Annotated in this window: 22 protein-coding genes and 1 pseudogene; 11 read left to right on the forward strand and 12 right to left on the reverse strand. The window is 60.4% G+C overall.

Features of this window, described 5'->3' with window-relative positions; genetic code table 11:
- The first annotated feature begins 215 nt into the window (after nucleotides 1-215).
- Nucleotides 216-1,853 carry an AAA family ATPase gene (locus PQB87_RS36710; protein ID WP_111941175.1) on the forward strand — a complete coding sequence of 546 codons (1,638 nt, stop codon included), beginning with the start codon at nucleotides 216-218 and terminating at the stop codon, nucleotides 1,851-1,853.
- Between the two features lie 104 nt (nucleotides 1,854-1,957).
- Here PQB87_RS36710 and PQB87_RS36715 read toward each other — a convergent pair whose 3' ends face one another.
- The 5 genes from PQB87_RS36715 to PQB87_RS36735 form a co-directional block, all read right to left on the reverse strand.
- Nucleotides 1,958-2,149, reverse strand: a complete 192-nt coding sequence (locus PQB87_RS36715; protein WP_309568974.1) for a DUF445 family protein — start codon at nucleotides 2,147-2,149, stop codon at nucleotides 1,958-1,960.
- 100 nt (nucleotides 2,150-2,249) lie between these two features.
- Complete coding sequence (locus tag PQB87_RS36720) at nucleotides 2,250-5,717, reverse strand: helicase-related protein (RefSeq protein ID WP_233345178.1); 3,468 nt, start codon at nucleotides 5,715-5,717, stop codon at nucleotides 2,250-2,252.
- A complete protein-coding gene (locus PQB87_RS36725) occupies nucleotides 5,714-7,714 on the reverse strand; it encodes a phospholipase D-like domain-containing protein (protein WP_111941171.1) in 2,001 nt (666 codons plus the stop codon). The genes PQB87_RS36720 and PQB87_RS36725 overlap by 4 nt, the downstream gene beginning before the upstream one ends.
- Entirely contained in the window at nucleotides 7,711-8,973 is a 1,263-nt protein-coding gene (locus PQB87_RS36730; RefSeq protein ID WP_111941169.1) for a hypothetical protein, read from the reverse strand. Before PQB87_RS36730 ends, PQB87_RS36725 begins: the two co-directional genes overlap by 4 nt.
- A 202-nt stretch (nucleotides 8,974-9,175) precedes the next feature.
- Nucleotides 9,176-10,327: a helix-turn-helix transcriptional regulator gene (locus PQB87_RS36735; RefSeq protein WP_309251662.1), complete on the reverse strand. Its 1,152-nt coding sequence runs from the start codon at nucleotides 10,325-10,327 to the stop codon at nucleotides 9,176-9,178.
- 69 nt (nucleotides 10,328-10,396) lie between these two features.
- Here PQB87_RS36735 and PQB87_RS36740 point away from each other — a divergent pair, with 69 nt between their 5' ends.
- Both PQB87_RS36740 and PQB87_RS36745 read left to right on the forward strand, forming a co-directional pair.
- A complete protein-coding gene (locus tag PQB87_RS36740; protein ID WP_233345179.1) occupies nucleotides 10,397-10,807 on the forward strand; it encodes a 5'-nucleotidase in 411 nt (136 codons plus the stop codon).
- Between the two features lie 4 nt (nucleotides 10,808-10,811).
- Nucleotides 10,812-11,021: a 5'-nucleotidase gene (locus tag PQB87_RS36745; protein WP_233345196.1), complete on the forward strand. Its 210-nt coding sequence runs from the start codon at nucleotides 10,812-10,814 to the stop codon at nucleotides 11,019-11,021.
- 139 nt (nucleotides 11,022-11,160) lie between these two features.
- On the opposite strand, the gene PQB87_RS36750 is transcribed toward PQB87_RS36745, so the two are convergent.
- A complete protein-coding gene (locus tag PQB87_RS36750) occupies nucleotides 11,161-11,631 on the reverse strand; it encodes a helix-turn-helix domain-containing protein (RefSeq protein WP_233345180.1) in 471 nt (156 codons plus the stop codon).
- A gap of 556 nt (nucleotides 11,632-12,187) precedes the next feature.
- Between PQB87_RS36750 and PQB87_RS36755 the strand changes: the two genes are divergently transcribed.
- A complete protein-coding gene (locus PQB87_RS36755; protein ID WP_233345181.1) occupies nucleotides 12,188-12,598 on the forward strand; it encodes a hypothetical protein in 411 nt (136 codons plus the stop codon).
- 66 nt (nucleotides 12,599-12,664) lie between these two features.
- Entirely contained in the window at nucleotides 12,665-13,477 is an 813-nt protein-coding gene (locus PQB87_RS36760; protein ID WP_111941165.1) for a GTP-binding protein, read from the forward strand.
- Here PQB87_RS36760 and PQB87_RS36765 read toward each other — a convergent pair.
- Nucleotides 13,464-13,667, reverse strand: coding sequence for a hypothetical protein (locus PQB87_RS36765; protein ID WP_146756332.1), 204 nt, complete (start codon nucleotides 13,665-13,667; stop codon nucleotides 13,464-13,466). The genes PQB87_RS36760 and PQB87_RS36765 overlap by 14 nt on opposite strands.
- 22 nt (nucleotides 13,668-13,689) lie before the next feature.
- On the opposite strand from PQB87_RS36765, the gene PQB87_RS36770 reads away from it, so the two are divergent.
- From PQB87_RS36770 to PQB87_RS36790, 5 genes are all read left to right on the forward strand, one after another.
- Nucleotides 13,690-13,950 (forward strand): hypothetical protein, encoded by a 261-nt coding sequence (locus PQB87_RS36770; RefSeq protein ID WP_146756331.1) that lies wholly within the window; start codon nucleotides 13,690-13,692, stop codon nucleotides 13,948-13,950.
- A 36-nt stretch (nucleotides 13,951-13,986) separates the two neighbouring features.
- Nucleotides 13,987-15,771, forward strand: a complete 1,785-nt coding sequence (locus PQB87_RS36775) for a dynamin family protein (protein WP_181523063.1) — start codon at nucleotides 13,987-13,989, stop codon at nucleotides 15,769-15,771.
- Between the two features lie 49 nt (nucleotides 15,772-15,820).
- Nucleotides 15,821-17,299 (forward strand): GTPase, encoded by a 1,479-nt coding sequence (locus PQB87_RS36780; RefSeq protein ID WP_181523062.1) that lies wholly within the window; start codon nucleotides 15,821-15,823, stop codon nucleotides 17,297-17,299.
- A 118-nt stretch (nucleotides 17,300-17,417) separates the two neighbouring features.
- A complete protein-coding gene (locus PQB87_RS36785) occupies nucleotides 17,418-17,570 on the forward strand; it encodes a hypothetical protein (RefSeq protein WP_181523061.1) in 153 nt (50 codons plus the stop codon).
- A 316-nt stretch (nucleotides 17,571-17,886) separates the two neighbouring features.
- Complete coding sequence (locus PQB87_RS36790; RefSeq protein WP_111941157.1) at nucleotides 17,887-18,948, forward strand: helix-turn-helix transcriptional regulator; 1,062 nt, start codon at nucleotides 17,887-17,889, stop codon at nucleotides 18,946-18,948.
- Nucleotides 18,949-19,037: 89 nt separating this feature from the next.
- On the opposite strand, the gene PQB87_RS36795 is transcribed toward PQB87_RS36790, so the two are convergent.
- From PQB87_RS36795 to PQB87_RS36810, 4 genes and pseudogenes are all read right to left on the reverse strand, one after another.
- Nucleotides 19,038-19,568 carry a hypothetical protein gene (locus PQB87_RS36795; RefSeq protein ID WP_233345184.1) on the reverse strand — a complete coding sequence of 177 codons (531 nt, stop codon included), beginning with the start codon at nucleotides 19,566-19,568 and terminating at the stop codon, nucleotides 19,038-19,040.
- A 212-nt stretch (nucleotides 19,569-19,780) separates the two neighbouring features.
- Nucleotides 19,781-20,194 (reverse strand): annotated as a pseudogene (locus PQB87_RS36800) (DDE-type integrase/transposase/recombinase); the annotation flags it as partial.
- A gap of 141 nt (nucleotides 20,195-20,335) precedes the next feature.
- Nucleotides 20,336-21,751 (reverse strand): ISNCY family transposase, encoded by a 1,416-nt coding sequence (locus tag PQB87_RS36805; RefSeq protein WP_301861659.1) that lies wholly within the window; start codon nucleotides 21,749-21,751, stop codon nucleotides 20,336-20,338.
- A gap of 717 nt (nucleotides 21,752-22,468) precedes the next feature.
- On the reverse strand, nucleotides 22,469-22,801 hold the full coding sequence (locus PQB87_RS36810; protein ID WP_111940921.1) for a hypothetical protein: 333 nt from the start codon (nucleotides 22,799-22,801) through the stop codon (nucleotides 22,469-22,471).
- A 159-nt stretch (nucleotides 22,802-22,960) separates the two neighbouring features.
- On the opposite strand from PQB87_RS36810, the gene PQB87_RS36815 reads away from it, so the two are divergent.
- Nucleotides 22,961-24,094 carry a lipid II-degrading bacteriocin gene (locus tag PQB87_RS36815; protein ID WP_111940923.1) on the forward strand — a complete coding sequence of 378 codons (1,134 nt, stop codon included), beginning with the start codon at nucleotides 22,961-22,963 and terminating at the stop codon, nucleotides 24,092-24,094.
- A 101-nt stretch (nucleotides 24,095-24,195) separates the two neighbouring features.
- Here PQB87_RS36815 and PQB87_RS36820 read toward each other — a convergent pair whose 3' ends face one another.
- Nucleotides 24,196-24,630 (reverse strand): hypothetical protein, encoded by a 435-nt coding sequence (locus PQB87_RS36820; RefSeq protein ID WP_301863694.1) that lies wholly within the window; start codon nucleotides 24,628-24,630, stop codon nucleotides 24,196-24,198.
- Nucleotides 24,631-24,733: the final 103 nt, after the last annotated feature.

Consider the following 24,733-nt stretch of genomic DNA (forward strand, 5'->3'; position numbering starts at 1 on the left):
TTGAAAGCGTGAAGCAGCAGGTGATCCTGCATCGAGCCGCGACGCACCATGGGCATGACAGAGCGATAACCCGAGATCATCGCTCGGGTTGTCGGGCAAAAAAGGCAGAGCACATTTGCTAGCGGTTCTGGTAGGTTTCAGAGATATCGGAAGCACAGGCTCCGCATGATAGCTTGCCGATGTATCACGCGTGAGCATGATCAACCGGAAAGAAAATGGCCAAAGTTCATCCTCCACTTTCAGAAATTCATGTGACGTCCGCAGGCGAGCATGTCGAATTCGACGTGCTCCGGCGACTGGCCGACGGCCTGCCCGAATGCTACGAGTTGTTCCATGGCGTCGACTGGACACGTGCCGAGCCTCATCACGACAGCCATGGCGAGCTTGACATCGTGGTCATCAACAGCGCCGGTGACATCGCGGTGCTGGAGGTGAAGGCGGGAGAGATCGAGGCGAACGTCGACGGCATGTTTAAGCAATACGGCGCACAACGGAAGGATATCGGTCGGCAGGCTGGCTGGCAGTTCGGCTCGATCTTGCAGCGATTGAAAACGGAAGGTCTCGATGTGCGCCTGTTGCATTGCCTCGTGTTGCCTCATTACCGTATCGGCGATGCAGGCACAATCGGCTACCCGCGTGAGCGTATCGCGGACGCGGATGACTGCAAGGACCTTGTTGGTTTCATACAGCGCCGGCTAGGGGCCGGCCGGTCCGATCCGACAAAAGAGCAGGTGCGGGCGTTCCTGCTCGACCGCATGCCCGTCCAGCCCGACATTTCGGCGCTGGTGGGGACGCTCCAGCGGCGAGTCGACGCCATTTCCGGCGGCTTGGCGCGGTGGGTACCGCGTATTCACGTTGCGAGCGGTGTCTTCCATGTGCGGGCGACGGCGGGGTCGGGCAAGACTCAACTGGCGCTCGCGCTACTACGACAGGCCCGAGTCGCCCGGAAAGAGGCATCCTATGTCTGCTTCAACCGGCCTCTGGCCGATCAGATGCGAGAGTTCGCGCCATCGGGAGTCGAGGTGAGCAGCTTCCACCAGCTGTGCTGGAAGGCAGCAGGTCGACCGCGCATACAGCCAGACTTCGAAGAACTCGCAAGGCGCTACCTTGACGAGCAGGAGCGAGCCCCCCCGGATCTCGACGTGCTGGTGATCGATGAACTGCAGGACATGCAGGCGGAATGGGTGCAGTCATTGATCTCGCGCGTGCACGAGAACGGTCGCATTTACATGCTCGACGACCCCGAGCAATGCGTCTACCCGGATCGGGCCGAGATCGAAATCGGCGATGCCGTGGTAATTACCGCCCGGGAAAACTATCGAAGCCCGCGCAGAATCGCCGAGACGATCAATCTTTTGCGGCTGACCGACGAGCCGATTGCGCCATGTGCGCCTCTGACCGGAGTGCCGCCGGAATTTTCGGTCTATGGCTCAGACAAGAAGAGCGTTGCGCACGCGACCGCCGATGCGGTTCGCAGGTGCGTGCAACTCGGCTACCCGCTCCAGGACATTGTCGTGTTGTGCTGGCGTGGACGGGGGCACTCGGAACTGCTCGTAAAAGACACGCTGGCGGAATGGACGTTTGTGAAATTCACGGGAGACTATGACGAGCTCGGGCAACCTGTCTACTCCGAGGGTAACCTGACGATCGAAACCGTGCGTCGGTTCAAAGGGCAGTCCGCGCCCGCAATTGTGCTCACTGAGGTCGATTTCGATCAATCCGACGCGCTGTGGCCGCGTCTGCTGTTTGTAGGATTGACGAGGGCGCGCATGCACGTGGAAGTCGTGATGTCCGAGGCGGCAGCACAGGCGCTGGAGCGGCGCCTGGCTGCCGCGGGAAATCCTGACGCCTGAGGGCGCGGATTACCCGGCCGCGTTCGGGAAGATCCCTGTTGAAAGGACTCGTGCGAATGATCCTGACGAGAATTGGCATCATTCGCGCGCCACCCCACGTCGTCCTAATGCAGGACCACGGTAATCGTGTGGATCCGCAGCCCGATGAGACTGCCGATGAGCGTGCCGTTCAGACGGATGAACTGAAGGTCACGACCGATGTTCAGCTCGAGTTTCTCCACGATCTCGTGATTCTTCCCGTCTTTCATCTTGCTCGAGATGAAGCCACCGATCCTTGGGCGCAGTTCGTCCAGTATCGTTCAGGTAATCGACGACGGGTAAGCATGCAGGACGCAAGCGCCATGGTTGCGCTCATCGCCGCGGCCGCCACTCGCCAGTGCGTTTTAGGCCTGGATTTCATCGGGCAAGGGACAAGTCAACGGATAGCCATTGCAAAAATCCCTCGGGCAATGATGGGGACGGCTCGTCGTTAGTGGCATCGATATCTGCCTCAAGCTCCTTCACATCGCCGTCGTTATCGTCCCCTGATTCCTCGTCCAGGGAATTCAGCTCGAAGTCAGGCTTCCCCAGCAGCACTTGAAAGCGTTGGGCGCGCGCAAGCAGCACGCTGTATTGGAGCCTCTCGTAGCTTTGCTCCTGGAACGGTATGCCGACACGAACCCATTGGCCCGATGTTTCTGCGAGGCTGCCGACGCGGTCGACACGTCCGATGCGTTGTTCGAGCTTGGCGGGGTTCCATGGCAGGTCGTGATGAATGACCTCCGCGCACTCCTTGTGAAGATCGATGCCCTCACTGCCGATCGAGGTGCAGATCAGAATGTCGGGGGCAAGGGGGGAGTTGAACGCTGCACACAGGACAACGCGCCGATCCGGCTTGATCGCGCCGTATAGAGTTTGAACTGCGAAATCATCGTCTCCGACCTTGGCCTCCCCTTCGTCATCGTTGGCGCCATGGCGAGTCGGCTGGATATTGACTCCGCGCCACAGGCTGCGGCGCTGGGTATTGGTCGACGCATGAGGATTGATGCTGCCGTTGGCTTCAACGAGTGCACTCACAAATCGGTGCATTCGGCTCCACGGCGATTCACCCTCGCCGCGCGGCGCACGAATGCCGCGGTATACCGCGTTCGCGAGTTGCTCCGGGGCGATGGCGGCGCGATCGGACAGCACCACGTCCTTGACGTATTCGCGGAACAAGTCCGGGCGCAGGATGACTTTTCTCAGTCCTCGCTGCAGTGCTACGTAGGTGTCGTAGAACGATCTTGCGACATCCGATGGCTTGCCGTCATTCTGCAGCAGCATGGCCGCTTCGTTTTCGAGCAGGCGCCATATCAGACTGTGGAACGCCGCGCTATCTGTTCCCTCCCAGATATTGATCGTATCGGCAAACCAGGTTTCGGCATGTGGTAGTACTTCCGTGCGAACAGCCGCGACGTCGGCCGGTTTTCCGATCTCGGTGCCGAGAATTGACCGCACCAGCCCATGGTCATATTGCTGCTGGTCATGAAAGGCATCGCGTAGCGCAGCGAGAAGCGTATGAGTCGCCTTCGGAGGTGCAAAGCGGCCCCTTACCTCGGAGACGGCCCAGATATCCATCAGACGATGCACACGACGTGGCGTAACGTTGACCCCGATGTACGCCAGCGTACTTGCAGCAAACTCCATCGCTGCCGGTTGAATCCCTGCAACCCTGGTTGAAAATTCGTCCGTACCGGATGCGGAGCGGCATAGCCACAACATGCGCATCAGCCGCATGTCGACGAGTTCGGAACGTTCGAGCATTGTTTTGCGCCGCTCGACAAATCCGGACGCTCCGCTGGATGATGCCTTCTCCATGCCGTCGCGCAGCAGGCCTTCGATCTCCTTGAGCGTGTCCACGCGTTCGCAGAATATCAGCGTCTTGCGTCCATTCCGGTAATTCGCGAGCGCTTTGTCCACCGTGGCGCGAACCTTCGGGTGCTCATGATGCTGAAGCGCGTTGTCGAACATGGTGATGTAGCCTTGCGTGACGGCATCCACGTGCACCGGGATATCCTTGAGCGCCGTCGCACTGCTTTTGAAGGCGGACTTGCTCGATGTCAGTCCGCCCATCAAATGTGCGTTGGCTGTGTCGATGAATTTGCCGCGGATGCGAAGCTGCTGATCGAGCCGCATGGCGAGGTAATGGATAAACGCGTCGGCATTTTCGGCCATGCCGCGGGTTTCATACAGTGCCGTTCGCTGCGGTTGCAGATCGATCTTCGTAAAGTCTTGACCTGCGTGGAAGGCGCGATGAGCTCGAGACTTCGTGTGGCGGATCACGATCGAGCGTTGAGCATCGGTCAACTTGTGGACCGCGTCGCGGTACTTCAACGCTTCATCGCACATGGCGCGCACATTAGGATTGACCAGCCGGTCTTCGGCGAGCACCTTGATGCGCTCGCTCATGATGGCCGCGGAAGCGCCGGTGGTCGTCTCGTGCAGTACCGATACTGCGTCGGGATCGTCTGCCAGACGGTCCCATTGCTTGCGAAAGCGGTCATTGGCCGCCAGGCATTGCGTGACGACACCTTGTGGCGCGTAAATTTCGGACAGGACCGCCTGGGTTCGGCTGCCCGGCATGGCCGCGCGATCGAAAACGCGGCGCATCTCGCCTTCGGCAAGCTGGAATGGCGTGGCCGACATCAGCAGCTTGTAACGAATGGACGGGGCGAAGACTGTCTTGAAGGTGTTCCCCCCGTTGTTGCCGTCCTTCCAGTTGTGCGCTTCGTCTACCACGGCCAACTCGATGCCGGATTCGGCGATCTTCTCCAGGATGACTGCATCCATTAGCTCCCTGAAAAACGCGCGAATGGCGTGTGCATCCGGGTTGGCGCGCAGTCTGTCCCATTCGCTCGATAACCTCTCGCTCTTGTCCATGACACGCTTCACGCAGTGGCGTGTTCTGTACAGATCGGCGCGCTCGAGCTGCTTGAGCTTCTCGCTGGTCATCCCGGACACGATCACGTTCTCGTCGTCCAGCGCCTTGATGATGGGGTCCCGCGTCTGTTTCCACGCGCCTGCGAGGAGGACGCCGAGCAAGAAGGTACAGAATCGTTGCGTTTCCCACTGATTGAGCTTTGGTCGCCGCAGCCCGGACATCCCGAGAATGAGAACTTCCGGAACATAGCGGCTCTGTTGAGCAGTGAACTCCCTGAAAACGCCGTTGAGCCATGCGAGTGCGTCGTCGTATTCATACGTCTGAAGCCGGGATGCCATCTCGCGAACCAACGGCTCTTGAGCCGCCCTGAGCGCATCCAGAAAGGCCCACCAACCGGAGATCGATATTTCTGAAGTAAAGCTCAATGCGGCCTCCGAGTTTCGGTCGTAGCCGTCGTTAGCACGAAAGTTCGTATTGGGATGGCGCAATAACTGATTGGTCCTGCACCAGATCCAGAACGAATTTAGAACGCTTCCCTGGCGTCGGTCCGATACTCGACCCACCGGATCGTTGTCGTAGTCGTGCAGATTGGCCACCAACTGCCAATAGTCCCTGACGATCAACGGCCGCAGCGGTGCCACCTTCTTGCCTTCGGTGCCGAGATACGTGTCGCCAAAGCTGCGTAGCTCTTGCTCCCACTTCGAGCGCAGGACGGCACTGGGTGGCGTGATCAGGAGCGCGCGGCGTTGACTCCTGGGTTTTCCTCTCAGCATCGCCCCAAGCAGCGCCATCGCCACATACGTCTTGCCCATGCCGACCTCATCGGCAAGGAGCTGGGTATCGAAGCCGTCTTCAAAGCGTGACAGGAAGGCCTTGGCCGTTTCGCGTTGCCGCGTCCAGTCCGCCTGATATTCGCGCCGAGGTGCTGTCGTGCGGATGATCTTGTCGAAGTCTATCGATGTCATGGCTGGATTTGCGAATGGCAGAACCGAAGGTATGCACTAACGACGCGGTCGGAATCGTCGGCAGGCAGCATCGCGCGAAGGCGATCGAGCAGCGGCTTCCCCGCGTTGTGGATCGATGCAAGCCTGGAGGCGAGCAGTGCAAGTTCGCCGAGCTTGAAAGTGGTATCGGTAGACGTGGGCGCCGCCTTGCTTTCATGCGCGATTACCTCGGCAAAGGTAACAAGCGGCGATGCAATCTCCCGCTCCCATCGTTCGGCAAGCTCTGAGACGGTCGTTTCGGCGCAGGACTTCGCACGCTTGCCGAATTCCTTTTCGATACGCGAGAACAGATTCAGGTAGCCCTGCATGCGAATGACCGGGTTTTGGTCGCGGGTTGCCGCGGCAAGGACCGCCGGATCGTCCTCGACAGCCGGTGAGTCGCCAGGTATGTACTCGTCGGGGTCGCGATCGAGCGGTTGGTCCGGGTAGAGGTGGTGGTACATCCAGTCCTCGGCCGTCGGAAAGACATAGTGCTCGCGGTGCGCGAATAACTCCGTCGAGTGCCGGAATGGCAGATAGTGGTGCAGCGACGGATTGTCACGCAGACTGAATCGCAGGTTTCGTCCGCCCAGCAGGCAACGGGCCAGCAGCCCCCGGTCAAGAGGCTGCGATAGACCGTCGTGGAAACGTAAATCAACAGCGCCCCACGTGACGTTGTATAGGGAGAGTCGATCGACCTGGTTTGCCGGCGTCTTCACGACGAACACCATGTGATCGGACGTCTCCGAGGTGCGCAATTCGATACCTTGCACGAAGTCGGGATAGTGGGGTAGCGATACGTAGTCGTCGTCGGACGGGGCAATGGCTGCCGGCTGAGTGGCCGGCAACGCGTGGAAGCGGTCGGATTCGTCGACCGACAGGCTGCGGCACAGGCTTTTCAGCAGTGAGTCGACGTTTCCGCGACTGGGGCGCGCAACGCCGAGCTCGCGATTGCCGCCGTGCCAGGCCTTGCGCGTGAAATTGCCGCTGCCGAGATAAACGAGCGCGTCGTCGCCGCGGGCAAGGATCACGATCTTGGCGTGAAGCTTGCGTTCGATTGCATGGTCGGTCGTGTCGATCGGCTGGTTCGCTTGTTCGATGCGCGTACGTTCCTGACCGGAAATACTCTTCGGGATCAAAGAAAGCCGCGTAGACGCGAAGCCACGGAAGTGACGCTGACTGAGATACTCTGAAACGGCTTCGTCCGTGATGACGTCAAGCTGCGTCAGTTGCGGAAAAGTCTCGCGCATATCGTCGACCAGTACCCGACCTTCCGGCGTGCTGTCGAAGAAGGGCGATACGACAATGATCCGTTCGGGCGAAGCGCGATATCCGTAGATCACCGTCCACTGCTCAGCGAGAGCTGCGAGCCCATGCCGTGCGTCATAACCCTGGTGAATCAGCACGGCTTGACCCGTGTCCGGAAGATCGCGCCAGCGCTCGAGGCGCCGCCCGATCTCCGTGAGTGCTGCGGCGAGCGGTGCGGAGTCGAACGGCGCGTAGCCGCTTCGCAGGATTCTTGCAAATTCAGCCAGCACCCCTCGATCTTCCGTCTCCTTGTCGGTCCAGCGGAATGTGTCGAATACCTCGCGATTGGCAAACAGACCCGACCGCGTGAGGTTCATCGAGCCAATCACCAAATGGATGCTTGAAGCGGTGATGACCAAGTAGGCCTTGGGATGATGGCAGGTGTATACCGGCATGCGGACGGGCAACAACTCCATGAAGTGCGGCAGCCTCAAATCGGCACCGGTCTTGCGCGCGTCATAGATCATGACCGGCACTGTCTGCGCTATCCGCGCCAGGTGCGTCATGCGCGGCTCGAACGGCTTGCCGAGTGGCTGGAGCGCGCTCAGGTTGAGCACCTGCTGGTCGTCAAATTCGTAGGTGAGGGCGACAATATACTGGATCGGATCGCGATCCGAACGCTCGAAGATTTCACCGAAGTGATCTCGCAGCGAGGCAATCCGGGTTGTCATTGCTGCGCCTCCGTCCGATCTTCGGCCCAGTCGTACCAGTGGCGGCATTTGTCGAAGTGCCATTGGCGACGATACCGGAACTGGATCCTGTCGAGGCAATCTTTCATGTCGTGTGCTTTCTGCGTGTCGGAGAGGGTCTGACGCATCGTCTCGGCGTCGACACGTCCCATCACGATCAGCTCGTCGTGATCGATGATCGGCGAAGTGCCTTTGGCACGTTGGTGCTCGATGTGATGCTCGACGATGCATCGTGTCAACGCGTGATAGTCGGGGCGGCAATCGGACAGGGTGCGGAAAAGCGCTCGCGCATCCTGGAACAACGGTGCCGTCATGTATGCGCTGGCCAACGCGACAATATTCGCGGCCAGGGCGTGAGGGTCGGGCGGTGTAGCGTTCTCGAAGCCGCCGCCGAATTCCATGGCTGCGACGCGCAATTCAAATATGAATAGCGAGGCCGCCGAAAGGCGTTCGAAGTTCCAGAGTGCATCGATCTCGTTCTTCAAGCCGGGGTACCTGTGGCGAAGCAACTGGAAAAAGGCGACGTAATCTGAGTGCCCGGCATCTTTGGCCGAAATGTCGCCGATCTGGATGGGCGCAACCCAGAGCGGCGCCGTTCGCGGATTCTTGGCGCACCAATCACGGATGACTTGCTTCCACGTTTGCTGTTCGCGCAATGACGCGGGCGCGGTGATGCCAAAATTCCGGCCGAATGCCTCCATTTCCTCCGGCGAGAACGATTCGGCGCGAGCCCAGCGTGTGAGTGCGTCGCGCAGCGGCACGCTGGAGCGTCTGGACGAGAAGCCGTCCGCCAGCGCGGCGCCATGTGGTTCCAGGCGCTTGCCGTGCCTGTCGACGAGCCCCCATCGGATTGCCGCGCTGGTGTAATGGCCGAGCGTGCCATACGACAATCGCTGATAGATCGAGTGTCTCTTCGGAATCGCCGAGAGCTGAATATCGCCTTCGCACAGCTCCCGGTATTTGGTGATATTGATCACTGGGGCGTCCGCCTTCGCGTTCGCGATGCCCCAGAAGATTTCCAGTACGCGGAACCGACGCGCGAAACCGGCCGTGTCGTCAAGCTCCCCTTCGTCGAGGATCTTGAGAAAGCAACACAGCGCGCCGAGGTACGCCGGACGCAGTGTCAGTACCGTGAACTGCGGAAACAGCAAGTCCTGCAACGCACCAGCGGGCCGACGAAATCCTAATGGATCGATGGCCTGCGCCGCGCGATCCAGCACGACATATTCCGTGAACTTCATATGGGATCTTTCACATTCAGAGGTCGTTTTTTATTGAGAGCAGGCAGCCATCCGGGCAGAATGCCGTTGTGCGGATTCATTTCCGGCGTGCAACGCGAGAGCGTGTGTTGACGTGAGCGCGCAGCGTCCTGAATGCCGGCCCGTCAACCTGCACGCGGTATCCGCATCTGAGCCGGTATGACCGAAGGGCTGCCTGCTGCCGTTAGCGGTTCATCGGCCCGTAGCGCTTAGCCAGCTGCGCGTAATCGCGCGCGAATTCGTCACGCAGTGCCTGCGGCGCGAGCACTTCCACGGCAGAACCCAGCGAGCGCAACCACCATCTCAACTTGAGACTCGGAACGACCCTGCCTGTTATCTTTAATCGACCATCCGGCATCGTTTCGTCCTTCTGGTCCTTGGCTATCGGTGTGTCCTTCAAGTGATTTCCAGCACTCCCTTCGAACGCGAGCTCCAGCAGTGCCGGGGGCTCCGGCAGGAAGTCGAAAACCTGTTCCGCGTCGATATAGGCACGTAGCCTGAAGTCGTCGGGATAGTCGAAGGTCTCGCCCGATTCGACAGCGGAGGTGATGCGATCCAGGCGATAAAGCGTGCGCAGCCACTTCGTCTTGCCGGCCTCGGGCCGCGGAGCATGGGCGGGATTTTGCGCGACCATGTACATGACGCCGCCCGACTCGACGAGCGCCAGTGGCCACAAGGGGCTCGGTTTAGTCTCGTCCGGCTGGTCGGCCTTGTATGCGGGACGGTACTGCACAAGCAATTCCCGTTCGAAGAACGTTGCCGTGACGACGGTCTCGAAAATCTCCGAGTTGAGCGGGGGGCGTCTGAGCGCAAAGGTCCCATCGTCCGAATCGACCTTGTCCGCCCATGCGCGATAGCGCCGGCTGTCATCCTTTTCCCGTGACAGGCGGATTTCCGCAGCCTTGAAGAGCGGCTCAATGTCGTTGGTCACCGCGTTGGGCAGCTTGTCTCCGGCAAAGCGCTGAAGGGGGTGGAACGCCACGGCTTCGGAGGTGCTCATCGGGCTGACTGCTTTGCTCATTCCCCCGAGCCACGGCTTGCGCCGCCAGAGCAACTCACGGCCGTTCTCGATCGAGACGACCAGGTTGTCATTTTCCAGTGTCGCGAGATGTCGCCGAACCTTCCTGATGTAACCGACCCGGTGCCCGCGGTCCTCCAGGCGCCGATATACCTCGGGTGTCGCAAGCCATGGTTCCGAATCCCGTTCTGTTGGAAGGATGCGAAATATTGCGTCGTCAAGATTCGAGGTGGCCATGCCTGTTCCCGTTGAATGTGGTCGTTGTCGTTGTTTTGGCCTTTGAGCCATTTTTAACGATTGTATGGTGAACAGGGTCATTCAGTGTCCCCTTTTCGATCAGTGAGACGGCGAAATCGGCGAGACGGATCGGGACGATAAATGTCCCGAATGCAACGCAAGATGCGTTGTCGGCCGACGGAAGGTTCGATGAATGCAATTGGTAAGGTGACGGTTGCCGTGTTCGCACGGGTGCTCTTCGATTTCGAGGAAGAAAACATGGTGTTCAGGGAGGACGACCCGGCCGCGTATTGCGCGATTCAGGCGGCGCGACCGGACGTGCCGGCCGGTCCCGGCGCCGCGTTTCCGCTCCTGCGCAAGCTGCTTGCATTCAACACGAACGGCGCGGATGACGTCGAGGTCGCGATTCTGTCGCGCACCGATCCGGTGACCAGCCTTCGGGTGTACACGTCGGCACGGCATAACGGGATCGCAATCGGGCGTGCGATATTCACGAGCGGTGCGGTGCCGCATCGTTCGCTGGGCCCGATGGGTGCCAGCCTGGGGCGTGACCATCGATGAGGCGATGTTTCTCGGCGGCCTGCCCAAGGTGCCTTTCCTCGTCGAATCGCGACCCGACATCTTCTTCGACCTCCACGTTCGCAATTGCAAGCCAGCGTCGCGACAAATAACGACGGGGCATGTGCCCTACGGTATCAATAAGGAGTCCTACAGCGGGCCGCACCAAAGATTGCCGAGATTGAATCGGGCGCCGGGCCGCCCGTCGCTCGTTTAGATTCCGGCATGCATCGAATCGATTTCCAGGCCGATTGCCGGTCATTTCCTGTTCTGCTTCGCCGGCACTCGGCCGGCTCGTATGTTAGCTGCAACCTCGCGCCTCCGAAATTGCGTCCGGCGCGAGGACTTCGTTCGCATCAGCGGCCGGCAGCGTCGCCGCGCGAAAAAGGTTCGGGCGCGTCGCTTGCGCAGTCGCGCTCCGCTGCACGCATGCCCGCATGCGCTCGCCGATATTCGATCGGGGTTTTGCCGAAGTGCTGGCGAAACAGGCGCGCGAGATGCTCGCCGCTCCCGAGCCCGCAACGTCGAGCGACCGAGTCTGCCGGGAGTGCGGTGAATTCGAGCATCGCGCACGCGCGTGCCAGCCTGACACGCATCAAATAGGCGCTGGGTGTCACGCCGATCTCGCTCGTAAAGTGACGCAGCAGGGTGCGCTCGCTCATCGCGACGAGATCGGCGGCCTGTCGCGCCTTGACGGGTTTGTCGAAGTTGCACGCGATCCAGTTGGCCACATGCTGCATTTTCTCGGACATGGGCCGCTCGTTCAGCGGAATTTTCATGGCGGCGGGGTTGATTGCCCCGTGATTGAAAGTGAGGTCATCAGCCATCGGTTGGTCTCGCCGTGCATTGGCAGACAGATGTACTTTGTTATCCGAATCGTCTTTCGGGGGGCAATTCCAAGCCTGGAACGTCGGGCACCGCATGTCCGATGAGAATGGCATCGAGAATATTGTCCTGTAGTTGTCGAGTTGGTATTGTCGACGCCCGTTCGGACATACGGTGTCTTGATGTCGAATGTGGTTATGCATCTCCGGCATCGGAGTCGTGATCGATGCATACACATCGTTGTTCACGCCGCTGCGGAATCGAATCCACCATCGGGACACCAATTGTCCGAATCGCACGGCACACTTCCTCTCTGGGCCCGTTCGCCGGCGTGAATATCCGATTCGCCCTCCAGTAGCAACACGAACGAGAAATTTGACTGGGCTCTATAAAGAAATGCATATTGCATTCCGTTAACAAAACGTTGCCTTGTTCCCAGATTCCGGACGATCCGGCATGAATGAGATTCGTTCGTGAAATCGTGTGGCTATGGCGTTGTACCGGGAAAACCCGTTGCATCTTCGGGTGCACGGTTCCCGCACATGGAGAGTATGAAAAATGTCCTCGCGGAAGGTGACGAGTCAATGTGAGTCCTCCACGGTGATTTCCCGGAAGGCGTACCTTGAAGAAGTTCAGCAAGTACTCGACGAAATAAGGGCGAGCATCACGAAATATCGCTTTACGCCGGAGCAGGTATTCGGTTATCGCGGCAAAGCGGCTCCCGCAAACGTTTCCCCTGGCCCCGATTCATCGCCTGTCATCGCTTCCGCGACCAAAAAGGTGGCGCCCCGGAAGTCTCCCGATCCATCGCGCACGCACGGCGGCAAATCGATGAAGCCCAAACGCGTAGTCAGGGGCTCTCCGGAAATGATGCCTGACGTACCCGCATCGCAGCAGCCGATGGCGGGCCCCAAGACAGCCCTCAACCCTGCCGCCGCATGGCCATTTCCGACCGGCAGCCGGCCCTGACCGGGTGCATTGCCGCGCGCAGCTGCATCGCGCGCTCCTTGTGTCGTCATTCAAACCGTTGATTTCATGAATTTGACAGCAATTCGAGCGTACTTTCCCGGACGCGACGCGGAAATCTCGCGTCTCGAGCAACTGGCGGATGCCGATAGGTCGCCGGTCGTCACCGTGCTGGGGAAATTCAACCACGGCAAGAGCTCCTTGCTGAACGAGCTGATCGGCGTAAGCGTGTTCGCCGTATCCGATGCGCGACAGACCACGCAACTGGACGCACTTGAGCAAGACGGCGTGCGCTGGCTCGACGCGCCGGGCCTCGATGCCGACGTCATGTCCGAAGACGATCGGCTTGCGCTGCGCGGTACGTGGGAAGTGGCCGACATTCGCCTGTTCGTCCACTCGGTTCGGGAGGGCGAACTCGATGGCAGCGAACAGGCGCTGGTCACCGACCTTGCCGCCGACACCATGCATTCGGGGCGCGCGGCGCTGGTCGTGCTGACCCAGATCGACCAGGTGGACGAAGCCACGCTCGCCGACGTGGAGCGCATCGTGCGCGACCAGGTCGGCGCGCTGGAGGTCTTTCCCGTCTCGGCAACGCGCTACAAGCGCGGGCGCGAGGACGGCAAGCATCTGATGATCGAAAAGAGCGGCATGCGCGCGCTGAAGAGCCGGATCACGCAAGTCGCCGCCCACGTCCATGCAGCGCGCGCCGGCGAGTTGCTGACGTGCTGCAACGTGCTGCGAGGTCATCTCGCAATCGCAGATGCAGCGCTTCGTGATCGGCTGGCCATGCTGAAGCTGGATCGAAACCAGATGATTGCGGAATTCAAGCGCGAATTCTGGCGGCTTGAAGCCGACGTTTACAAGAAATTCAGCGAGGTATGACCATGGCCTTCTTTTCGACATTGACGGATTTGCTCGAATCGGCGCTGGAATCCGTCGCCGACGGCATCAACAGGATCGCGGAGGCCATTCCTTCGCCTTCCGACTCTTCGTCGTCGAACCGCGTCGTATCCACATCGGCGCGCGACGCGCTGCGACTCGCCGCCGAAAAGGAGTCGGCCATCGCGTTCAAGAGCTTTTTCCAGAAACATCAGATGACGATTCCCGATGCGCAAATCGATGCGCTGGTTCGCGCGTGCTCGGCCAGTCCGGATGCCGGCGTCTACGCGGCGTTCGAACGTCGCTTCGAGGACACGGCGAAGATGTGTGCGAATCGCGACTCGATCGACGTCGTCAAGACGGAAATCGACCGCCTGGAAGACGTCGCGCGGACGTTGCACTCGCTCTCGTCGAAGAGCGAAGCGGCGCTGGCTGCCGCGCCGGAAACCGGCGACGCGCGATCCGCTCAGGCGTGAGCGTGCCGCATGAGAACAACGGATAGCCAACGGGGCATGGAAGTGAAAGAAATCGCGAAACCGCAAACCCAGGAAGCATGCTTTGTCCGCGAGCTGGAAAAATTCGAGCATGTCGCCCGTGCGATGAAGGACGATCTCGCCAAACTCGACGGGTGGTCGTCAAGGCTGGCGCGCCGGCTGGAGATGGAGCCTGCCGAGGCGAGCGGACTCAAGCAGGGCAGTGCGCTGACGGGACAGGTCGAGGAACTGCGCAAGCGGATCACGGAATGCATTGCAGGGTGGGCACGTGATCGGGACAGCAGCGCGCCGATGAGGCGTCTGAGCGAAGCCTTCGGCGACAAGGCCGTCCTGCTGGTGTTCGGCAAAGTCAATGCCGGAAAGAGCTCGTTCTGCAATTTCCTCGGCGAACGCTTCAGGCACCACGGAGAACGGGTCCAGTATTTCTACCTCGTAGCCGACGCGATTGTCGACGCTCCGGGGCCGTTCGTCGAAGCGGCAACGGAGGCCACCGCCCGCATTCAGGGCGTCAAGCTCGGGGAAAAGCTGATCTTGCTCGATACGCCGGGATTGCATTCGGTCACGAAGGAAAACGGCGACCTGACGAAGCGGTTCACGGACAGCGCCGACGCGGTACTGTGGCTCACCAGTTCAACGTCGCCCGGCCAGGTGCAGGAGCTCGACGCGCTGAGCGCGGAGTTGAAGAGCCGCAAACCGCTTGTCCCGGTCATCACCAAAAGCGACGTCACGGACGAAGACGAGGTTGACGGCGCAATCGTCAAGGTTCTGCGGAACAAGTCGGCGCAAAACCGAGCGTTGCAGGAAAGCGACGTGCTCGAACGCGCACGGACGAAGCTCCATCAGTCGGAGATGGACGTCGAACTGGTTCGCCGGCCGGTGTCGGTCTCGGCCCATGTCGTTCGCTCAAGCGGCGATCCGGATGCGGCGCTCGACGAAGCGGGCTTTCAGCGCCTCTACGAGGAACTGCGTGCAACCTTGAAGAAAGCCGCGAAGTACAAGGAGCGCAAGGCCGTCGAGCTGACGATCAATCACCTCGAAAGAAACGTGGCCGGCTCGTTGCAGAAGGAGATTCGCCCGTATCTCGACACGGTGAAGAACACGGCGCTTGATGCCGTCCAGGCGCTCGACAAGAACGGCCCGCACATCGCGGTACGCGTCGTGGACGAGGTTCTCGGCGAATTGCCTGGCCTGCTCGAGCGCCACAAGCAGCGTCGCGACGCCCAAGCGGTGTACCGGGAACTCTCGGCACTGAGCCGGAGCGCCATCGACGAACACCTGGCGCGCGAGCTCGAGGAGTACGCGGGCGAGATCAACGCGGCGCTGCTCGCGATGAGCGACGGGCAATATGGTGGTTTCGACGATGTCAGCGAGGAATACGAGGAAACCAAAGGTCGCTGGAAGAAAGCGGCCGCTGCGGGCGCGGCCGGCGCAGCGCTCGGCGCCGTGCTCGGCTCGATCCTGCTTCCCGGCCTCGGAACCTTCGCGGGCGTCGGCGTGGGCGAAGCCGTCGGCGGCCTGTTGGCCGGCGCGGCGAGCACGTTCCTCGGCGAGAAGGGGGGCGACTACCTCGTCGACACCGAGCGCAAGCGCGTGACCGTCGGCGTGAGCTACGAGCGATTGCATGCCGAGATCGAGCAGGACTTGCGCAAGCGCCTGCCGAACGCGGTCACTGCATATGTGGAAAGCTTCAAGGCGTCGATCGAACTGATGATGCGGGAAGTCGAGCGCGTCGATCGGGTCGTATCCGTCAGCGAACATGAACTGGAAGCGTTGAAAGAGGAGATTGCACATGAGTCCGTTTGAACAATACAAGACGCTGCTCGACGAGGCACTCCCGTTGGCGCAGCGATACATGCCGGGCGTGCAAGCCATTGCCGCCGACTGGCACGCGCGGATCGACGAGCGGAAGATTCACGTCATGCTGTTCGGCGCGTACAACGCAGGCAAGAGCACGCTGATCAACACGCTGGTCGGGCGCGAAGTCGCGAAGGTCAGAGACGTTCCCACGACCGACGAGGTGCATGTCCATGACTGGGATGGTCATGTACTGCTCGATACGCCCGGGATCAACGCGCCCATCGAGCACGAAGCGATCAGCCTCGCACAGCTCGAGCGCACCGACCTGATCGTGTTCGTGCTGCGCCAAGAGGACCAGGATTCGAGCGACATCATGGGTCGGATCTTCGACCTGCTGGAACGGAAGCGGCCACTTTTCATCGTGCTCAACTACGAGGACGGCACCCCCGGGCACATCGAGGAGGTTCAGGCGCGTTTCGCAGAAGCGATGCTGAACCATGCCGAGCAGCGGGGATTCGACACGCAGCGTCTCGATGCGATCCCCACGATTCTGATGAACGTCAAATCGGCTTGCCGCGCGCGGCTCGAAAACAAGGCGGTGCTGCTCGAGCATGCGCGCTTCGATGTGTTCATGCTCCGGTTCCGGCAGTGGCTCGTCGATTTCGACGGGGAGAGGAAACTGCTGCAGCAGATCCATGAAGGCCTGGACCGTTCGCTTTTGAAGCCCGTTGCCGACGCGATCGACAAGGAGGCGCCCGCGCAAACCGACATGCGTGCGGTCGATGCGCAGATCGACCACGTCACACGCGAATTCAGGCTGCTGACGAATGCGGCTTCGAACAAGATCCGCAGCGAGCTGACGCTGAAGCGTCCGGCGATCGGCGACGCCATTGCGCGCGGCGGATCGAACGACGCCATTCTCGCCATGTTGACGCAGGTCGCCGAATCGGTAAGCGAGACGATACAGACGTGGCTGCAACAGGAGCTCAAGCGCAACATCAAAGGCCGGATCGGCGCTGCGCTGGCCGCCGACGGGCTCCAGTATCCGCTCGCGGAAGACGAATGCGGTGGGGAGTTCACCGGCAAGATGCTCGACGCCGCGCTCGGCAGGTTGCGAGGCGTCCACCAGGACGAAATCAAGACGCTGCTGGAATTCGGGCGCAAATTGAAGATTCCCGGGCTCAAGGGGCGCTGGTCGAAGACGCTCGGCTCATGGGCAAACAAGGCCGCGCCGGTGATTCAGCTGGCCGCGGTCGCGATCGATGTCGCACGCGAATATCACGGCGAAGAGCGTGACAACCAGAGCCGGCACGATCGGGCGCTGCAACGCGGCCAATGGATCGAGGAGACGTGCTCGCAGCTCTATTCGGGGCTGATCGAAAGCGTCGACGAAGTCATCGCGCTCGCCTTGCACGAGCAGTTGCAACCGCTACAGACGAAGCGTGACGAATTGCGGTCGAAGGCCGGTGGGCTGGAACGGGATCGCAGCGACTGGGCCGCGCGCGTGACCGCCTTCGCGGCCATCAGGTTTTAGTCCGGCCGGCTTGCGGCATCGCATTGCCCCGTGCATCGCGACACGAAATGTCGCGATGCAAGGCTATCCTCCGAACGGACACAACGAATCACGCATGCACACCCACGGAGCATCCATCATGCTGAACAACAATTCACCGCTCGAGAGCCTTGCCGCATTTGCGATCACGTTTGCGGTCGGCGTCTTTTCCACGGTTGCGTTGAGCAAGTACATCGAGAAGGTGCGCCGGGATGCTGTGAACGCCGCGAACGGCGCATCGCCCCCGGCCTGACCGCCTGGTTGGGGTTCGTGCCGTGCGGATCCCCGTTTCCCCGATCAGGATGACGTGCCGCGCGTGCGGCTGGCGCCGCGTTTTGAGGCCGCGCAGCGACGTGGTCATCGTTCAACCTGAATGTCCGGCATGCGGTAGCGCCGCCCTGGATCTGCGCCCGGCGGGTCCGTTCGATGCACCGTGCAGCACTGCTCGATCACGTGCTGCGTCGCCTGAAGGGCTTGCGTCGCGCGAAGCGTTGATGCGGCGCGCTTAAGAATACGCGTCGCCGGCCGATATAGCGTGATCGACCCTTTGCGAGACACGCTTACCCATCATGTCCGATCTCGATCGCGAAATCATGCGCGCGTTGCCCGACGCGGCGACGCACAACGACTACATCAGCACCCCCGACATTCACCGCTGGCTGTCGCGGACCGCGCTGGACACGCCAACCGTCAGGACGATCAACCGGCGCCTCGCAAAGCTCGAGCGCGACGGGCTCGTCGAAGTGCTCGAACGCGGCACGGCGCTGGTGTGGCGCAAGAAGGCGGGCGCGAGTGGCATGGCCGCGAAGGCGGGCTCGATGATGACGTTCGACGAGGCGCTCGCGCTGCAGACGTTGCGGCGCTTTTCGTCGCGCCAGATTCCGGAGTTGGTGGCCGAATCGCTGTCGTCAATGTTCGACGTCGCGGAAGCACGGCTGAAGCGGACGAGCAATGAAACCGAGCGGCGCTATTCGCGCTGGGCGAGCAAGGTCGCGGTCGAAAGCGGCGGCTTCTCGCTGCATTACCCGCTGATCGACCGGGAATTGTTCGCAATCGTGTCGCGCGCGCTCTTTGAAGAGCGCAAGCTCGAAATCGTCTACCGCCCGCGTCACAACACCGACAACGACCGGGCCAGGATCATTCTCCCGCTCGGGTTCGTGGAGGTGGGCGGGCTCGTATACCTGGTGGGCGGCACTCCGGGCAAGACCGAACCGACGATGTACCGCATGGACCGCTTCACGCGTGCCAGCGCGTTGCTCGAAACTTTCGACTATCCGCCGACCTTTTCGCTCGATGCCTATGTGAAGCAACAGCGTCGCTTCGACTTCATGGTCGAGAAGGAGGTGATGCTCAAGCTGAAGTTCGTCGAAGGTGCGGGCGAGCATCTGCTCGAAGCACCCATGTCGAAGGATCAGGCGCATACGCGCGACGGCGATGCGCTTTTCGTCAAGGGCACGGTGCTGTTGAGCCAGCGGTTGCGGTGGTGGTTGCGCTCGTTCGGGCCGAACGTTGAGGTGCTTGCGCCCGCCGGTTTGCGTGCCGAGTTCGTGCGGGAGGCGAGCGAGCTTGCGCGTATGTACGGTAAGCCGGCCGGTGCAAGCCGCGCCGACGCTGCGGAGCGGCCGGAGTGACCGCTTGACGTGCGGAGGCATTCGTCGTTGTAGTAGAAACAAGCGGGCGGCGGCGCGGCGTTCCGTCTGCGGCCGCCGCGCGAAGCCATTCAGGCCATGTCCAGATCGCGCGAGATCAGGCGCATGAGCGTGCGCCGCACCGGCGGCTGCGTCTGCTGCTGCGGCGCTGCGCACGCCGCGATCAATCGGCCGAGCCTGGCAAGCGCTGCGGCCGGCGGCAATGCCCCGGCGGCGACCCAGTGCCCGACGCACTCGGCCGGCATCTGGTTCGAATCGCCGATCAGAAGTGCTAGCTCCGTGCCACACGCCGCGAGCGATTGCCTGAGAGCATAGTTCGCACCGATGCCGTTCCAGCAGAACTGGCCGCGCGCTGCCGGCGCCGGCCTGACGACGTGGACCACGATATCCGCGCCGGGCGCCCGTCGATCGGTCGCGATCTCCCACGCGATAGCCCGATCCAGCGTAGGCAGTGCGTTGATCCACGACTGGACGACGCAGGCATCGAATCCCCACGGGCGCAATGCGATACGCAGCGCTGTGGAATAGTTGCGGTGACAACGAGTTAGTCGCGCCAGGTCGGCGCGCTCGCCGCTCGCCGGTTTCGTCATGCGGGTATTCACGTGTGCATCTCCTGTTCCTGAATCTGACGGACAGTATGCGACGTGCTTGCGACATACCCTGTCGCGAATCACGCAATCGCTTTCCGCTCGTTGCGACACGGGGCCGTCTGCGGGACATGAATTGTCTCGTTGCCGGCCTATCGTTCTTGCGGACGAAGGCGCCGACGCGGCGTTTCCATGAAAGCCTGAACAACGCGACAGGGGATACCAGATGGCCAGCGATAGTGCGCGCCGCGATCTGAATGGACCACAGGCCGGCTGTTGCTACTCCCGATTGCTTCGATGGCAGCATCGAGCATTGTGTTCACAAGCTCGGCGTGTGGTCGCGTACCGATCGACCAACTGATCACAAGCCCATCGAAGCAATCGATGACCGGAGACAGATAGACTTTACCGGCAGGAATCTGGAACTCCGCAATGTCTGTGAGCCACTTTTCATTCGGCGCTGCGGCCCGGAAATCCCGGTTGATAAGGTTTTCTGGAGCAGGACCTATTTCGCCGGCGTAGGAGCCGTATCGACGTCGCCTCGTTGTGGCTGCGCTTAAGCGCTCCTGCTTCATCAACCGCCGAACGACCTTCTCTGAGATGAAGACCTTCTGCCTGCCCAGTGCCGCGCGCACCCGGCGACATTACAACTTTGCTCTTACATCATGTCATACCCGGATTCAGATGTCGTAGCGCCAGCTAAATACAGATGTCGCATGTTTCATCGGTTTTCCGTCATGCCGTGTTGAAGCGCCGAGCCTGAAGCAGCAGGGCGCTTACGTTCACCCGCGGGCCTTGGCAGACCGCCGGTTCGATTCCGCTTGAGATGTAACCTGCAGAATTGCTGCGTCCATGTCTGCCTCCGTGAACCGGCGTGGCTTCTTCGTGCCGGGATGCGCTTCGTTCGCCCGCACTGGCAGCCCTCGATGGGTTCGCGACGGCGCGGTTCCGATCCGCCGGCTGTCGCGCTGCGCCTGAAACGCTTGTGCGACCTGCAACGCATGACTCAAGCGCTTGTGATCCACGATCGCGCCTTGATCCACCTCGGCCAGCCGGTCATAGGCTCGGGCCGACAGAATCTGACCCGCCGCTCGAAGCTCGATGCGCCCGTCCGGGTACTCCCACACCTCGATGTCGCGATGTATCCACGCCCGATTCTCCGGTGTGTCGTCCAGCAGGTACAGCACCCGGTCGTATTGCACCGTCAGCGCCTTCGTGACCCGCCGTGTTTCGCGCCACGTCAGCAAGACATCCAGATCCTCGTCATCCCGCAGCGGCCGGTGCGCGTCGAAGTCGCTGCGCGGCGGCTTCGCGAAGCGCGCGTTGTAGGCGGCCATGAAGGAGGGCGCATAAGCGTTGGCGTCGGCTACCGTGCTGATGCCACGCAGTCTCAACTCCTTGACCAGCCGATCCTGCAACGTCAGGTGTGCACGCTCGACACGTCCCTTGGCCGAACTGCTGTTCGCACAGAACGTGTCGATGTTCAGTTCGTACATGGCCCGGCCGAAGTGCGTCACGCTCTGGCCTGTCTTGCCGGCACTCGTATTGCGAAACACGCTGTATTTGTCGCTGTAGAACGCCACCGGCTTGCCGTGGCGCTCCAGATATGCCCGCGTGGCCTCGAAGTAGCTGAAGGTCGATTCGGTCTGCGTGAAGTGCAGCATCATCAACCGGCTCGTTGCGTCATCGACGTACACCAGCAGCGTGCAGGCCGGCGCCCGTTGCTCGAACCACCGATGGTCGCTGCCGTCGATCTGGATCAGTTCACCCAGGCACGCCCGACGCGCTCGTGGCTGATAAACCTTCGGCGGTCGCTGCCGGCGAGGAATCCACAAACCAGCCTCCGTCATCAGCTTCCTGACCGTTTCCTTGGCCAACCGGATGCCGTGACATTCCCAGAGCTTCTCGCAGGCCAGCGTCGGCCCGAAATCGGCGTAGCGATCGCGAATAACGGTCAGGGCACGTAACGCCAGCCCGTCGTCGAGCTTGCGGTTGCCCGGCCGGCCGCGACGGCCCGAAGCTACGCCGCTGGCTCCTTGCTCTCGATATCGGATGATCAGCCGTTCCACCTGGCGCACGCTCAGGCCCAGCCGTTCAGCCGCACGCCCAGGCTTCAAGCCCGTGTCCACCACGGCCTGGATTACCTTGAGTCGATCAAGCTCTCGCATCGTCAGTGTCACCAATCCGGCTGGCTGCATGGTCGGCCCCCGTGCTTGCTCAACGAGCCGTCCAGCATGCCAGCAGTCAAAAACACGACATCTGTAAATAGCCAGAACACGACATTAGGATATAGCTGCTACAATCAAAAAAAATGATTATACATATTATGTAAAATTCAAAAAGCACCTGTCCAAACATGTTTTTTCGAGACACAAACAGATCAGCATCGCTCCGAATGCCCAGTTTCGAAAAGCCGATTGCATTTGCGCGCCAATCGTCTTCGGGCTGCGGGAGAACTTGGGGCGGCTTCAGAAAACGGAAAAATATTGCCCGCTAAAGTTGGCCGAGTTCGATACTAGCGCCATCCGAACGCCTGATTGATCTCCTGAGCGCGTACCTAGCCGGCAACCCGTGACATGCGATGCGTGATCCGAGGCCGGTACATCACACGCACGCAGATCGACCGTGCGCGGCCAGCGGCGATCTCGGCACTGATTTCAATGCTGGCACCAAGCCGTTCGCGATCGTCGCGCCGATCATGTTGCCGTCATCGCCGAACACAGGGGCACGCAACGGTCCACGGGAGTCCCGCTATACGCATGCTCGATCACGCGTTGTTGCAGACTCCGCCGTCTACGTGACAGCCAAGCAGCGGCGTATCTGCGTCGAGCAAGGGTCGTATTTCTGCAAGTGGCATGCGGGTGCTTGTTCGCTGCAGAAGCCCTTCGGCTCTATCTTCTGAGTGGCGCGTGCGATTAGCTGGTAGTGCGTTTTCGCCTGCAGTGGCGAGCCATCCATGCTGCAGCATGGACCACAGCCCCCACCAAAACGCCCAAGATCCCCACGCCGACAATCAGCATCCCCAGCGACGCCAATGCTGTCGCATCAGGCGACCGCCTGGCAATGTCGATGGTGATAGCTGTGCCCAGCACCATCGCCGATGCGCATGCGATCCAATAAACCCGAGCCGCACGCGTCGGCCGCGTCCGACCGAGCCGGAAGGCATGAAACAACGCATAGCCAAAACTAAACAAACAGATCAACGCCGGAAGGCCGACCGCTAAAAACCACGATTTTGTCATCTCCATTTCACAAAGCACTCCCAAGACTCAAATGTCGGGTTTGTCGCTGATTGAAAACCCTCTGCACCGAAACAGCTTGCCATTCTGTTTTCACTTGCGCCTACTTTCACCTTACATTGCATTTCGGATTCCTGTCAAATTACACATTGTCTAGGAATTGCCGCTATGGATAAGAAGTCGTCAAAAAATGTACAGCCGGCCGATACGAATCACATCCGGCGTCTCATGTTGCTTGCCTCGGGGTCGGCATCGCTGGTGGGGCTCTTGAAATCGGCAAAAAGCTTCGCTGCCGGCGATCCCACGTTGCCCGCGATCACGATCTCGGCCTCGCCCATTACGGACCCTTACTATCCCGGGTCTGGTACGCTGGGAACTGGCGAAGTCGTCCCGTTCAGATTGCCTCCTGTCCTCACAAACGGCAACATCACCGGCCCAGTATTTAAGGTCGGCGATTTTTTTCTGGTCAACGGCAAGAAAATTCTTGATGCCATCGAACGCGGAGATTCCACGGGTGCTCTGGTCGAGTTTGCTACAGGGTTACAGAACGCCACTGAAGCCGCGGTGCGTTCCCACGCAGCCGTCTACGGGTTGATCACACTCTGGCTGGCAGACCGTGGCTACACCAATCAGCCCGGTGCCACCGAGTATGCATTCACGAACGTAGGGAGCATGAGCACGCTGTTCGGCACCTTCAGCACGTGGTACTTCAATAATCTGCCTTCGCGTCCGGCGACAGAGTTCAAATTTTATGGCACGCCGTTCATGTCTGTAGCGGCGATCTATTACTGGATGTTTGGAGACGGCTCCCAGCGGACCATGAATATTGCGTCCCTTAATTTAAAAATGAGTCTAGACGATTTTGGGCCAATCAATCAGGCTGTTCAAAATCCAGCATACGGACCAGGCACCTACCCGTTCGACGCCGAGTTCTCGACCAATCTATTCAACCACCAAACCAAGGACCTTTGGGCTGCGGGCGTCATTGGTCGAGTTGGCGGCCGGGTCACTGGAACACTGGAAGTAGGCGCAACAGGCGACTACGTCTTCAATGGTAGCTTTACGCTCAATCCCGATCGATACAAGGCATACGACTCAAATAGAACAGTTACGCAAGAGGTACTCACAAAATTTCTCGGCCTACTTGGCACATTTGGGCACAAAGATTACGACATTCTTTTCACCGGCAGTCAAAACATACAGTTCAGCGGAAAGAAACCCGTAGCCTATCAGCAGCCCGCTAATCCCGGAGATGCTGTTCACCGTGCATCATTCGGTGGTCGTCAGCGCCCGCCCCGTTAATCTGTAATACCATCGTATGCAAAATCGCCGGCCATAGTGCGGCAGAATTAAGAAGTATGCACGCCCTATGGCTGACATCTCACAATCGGTAAATCACGGTATCACTGACGGTCGGAAAACTCTGCAGGGCGGAAGAATTCGTCATCGGCGAGTGGCTGGTTGGACGTCAGGCTATTCACGGCAGTTTTTGTCTTCGCGCGGTCGAAGTGACTATCGCTGGCGATCATACGGTGTAGAGCGCGCCGGGTATGACACCGCGAGCTGAAACCTAGGTCGGTCGACCGTCCCGACGTGGCTGACGGCGCAGCATCCCTGTTCGCCACCTTCGTATTGGTCACGCGCGGGTTGGGCGTGGCACTTGAGTCCGTTTGCGCGGCCAGTTCCGCGCTGAAGCAAGGAAAGCCCTCTGCCACCACGCGGACCGCATGCGTCAGTTCGCCGGGATCCTCGCGCTTGCCGAAGAAGCCCGGCGCCCCAGCGCGCATTGTCATTTGCTGGAGCGCATCCTCCAAAGGCACATTTTTCGTGTAGAGCATTTCGCGCCAAGAGGCGCGCCAAGCGTGCGCTACTGACCGGAAAAATGAAGCGTGCCCATTGCGCGGCGTTGCGTTCCGGCCGGACGCGTCGTGTTGCTGATTC

The organism is Burkholderia sp. KL41, from assembly GCF_057005415.2.

Coding starts and splice junctions, on each gene's coding strand:
- PQB87_RS36730 (WP_111941169.1), bottom strand. CDS start 8,973: ATGAAGTTCACGGAATATGTCGTGCTGGATCGCGCGGCGCAGGCCATC.
- PQB87_RS36760 (WP_111941165.1), top strand. CDS start 12,665: ATGAATTTGACAGCAATTCGAGCGTACTTTCCCGGACGCGACGCGGAA.
- PQB87_RS36820 (WP_301863694.1), bottom strand. CDS start 24,630: ATGCTCTACACGAAAAATGTGCCTTTGGAGGATGCGCTCCAGCAAATG.
- PQB87_RS36790 (WP_111941157.1), top strand. CDS start 17,887: ATGTCCGATCTCGATCGCGAAATCATGCGCGCGTTGCCCGACGCGGCG.
- PQB87_RS36735 (WP_309251662.1), bottom strand. CDS start 10,327: ATGACCCTGTTCACCATACAATCGTTAAAAATGGCTCAAAGGCCAAAA.
- PQB87_RS36775 (WP_181523063.1), top strand. CDS start 13,987: ATGGAAGTGAAAGAAATCGCGAAACCGCAAACCCAGGAAGCATGCTTT.
- PQB87_RS36770 (WP_146756331.1), top strand. CDS start 13,690: ATGACGATTCCCGATGCGCAAATCGATGCGCTGGTTCGCGCGTGCTCG.
- PQB87_RS36745 (WP_233345196.1), top strand. CDS start 10,812: ATGTTTCTCGGCGGCCTGCCCAAGGTGCCTTTCCTCGTCGAATCGCGA.
- PQB87_RS36780 (WP_181523062.1), top strand. CDS start 15,821: ATGCCGGGCGTGCAAGCCATTGCCGCCGACTGGCACGCGCGGATCGAC.
- PQB87_RS36720 (WP_233345178.1), bottom strand. CDS start 5,717: ATGACATCGATAGACTTCGACAAGATCATCCGCACGACAGCACCTCGG.
- PQB87_RS36725 (WP_111941171.1), bottom strand. CDS start 7,714: ATGACAACCCGGATTGCCTCGCTGCGAGATCACTTCGGTGAAATCTTC.
- PQB87_RS36710 (WP_111941175.1), top strand. CDS start 216: ATGGCCAAAGTTCATCCTCCACTTTCAGAAATTCATGTGACGTCCGCA.
- PQB87_RS36740 (WP_233345179.1), top strand. CDS start 10,397: ATGCAACGCAAGATGCGTTGTCGGCCGACGGAAGGTTCGATGAATGCA.
- PQB87_RS36750 (WP_233345180.1), bottom strand. CDS start 11,631: ATGGCTGATGACCTCACTTTCAATCACGGGGCAATCAACCCCGCCGCC.
- PQB87_RS36785 (WP_181523061.1), top strand. CDS start 17,418: ATGCTGAACAACAATTCACCGCTCGAGAGCCTTGCCGCATTTGCGATC.
- PQB87_RS36815 (WP_111940923.1), top strand. CDS start 22,961: ATGGATAAGAAGTCGTCAAAAAATGTACAGCCGGCCGATACGAATCAC.
- PQB87_RS36810 (WP_111940921.1), bottom strand. CDS start 22,801: ATGGAGATGACAAAATCGTGGTTTTTAGCGGTCGGCCTTCCGGCGTTG.
- PQB87_RS36805 (WP_301861659.1), bottom strand. CDS start 21,751: ATGCAGCCAGCCGGATTGGTGACACTGACGATGCGAGAGCTTGATCGA.
- PQB87_RS36755 (WP_233345181.1), top strand. CDS start 12,188: ATGTCCTCGCGGAAGGTGACGAGTCAATGTGAGTCCTCCACGGTGATT.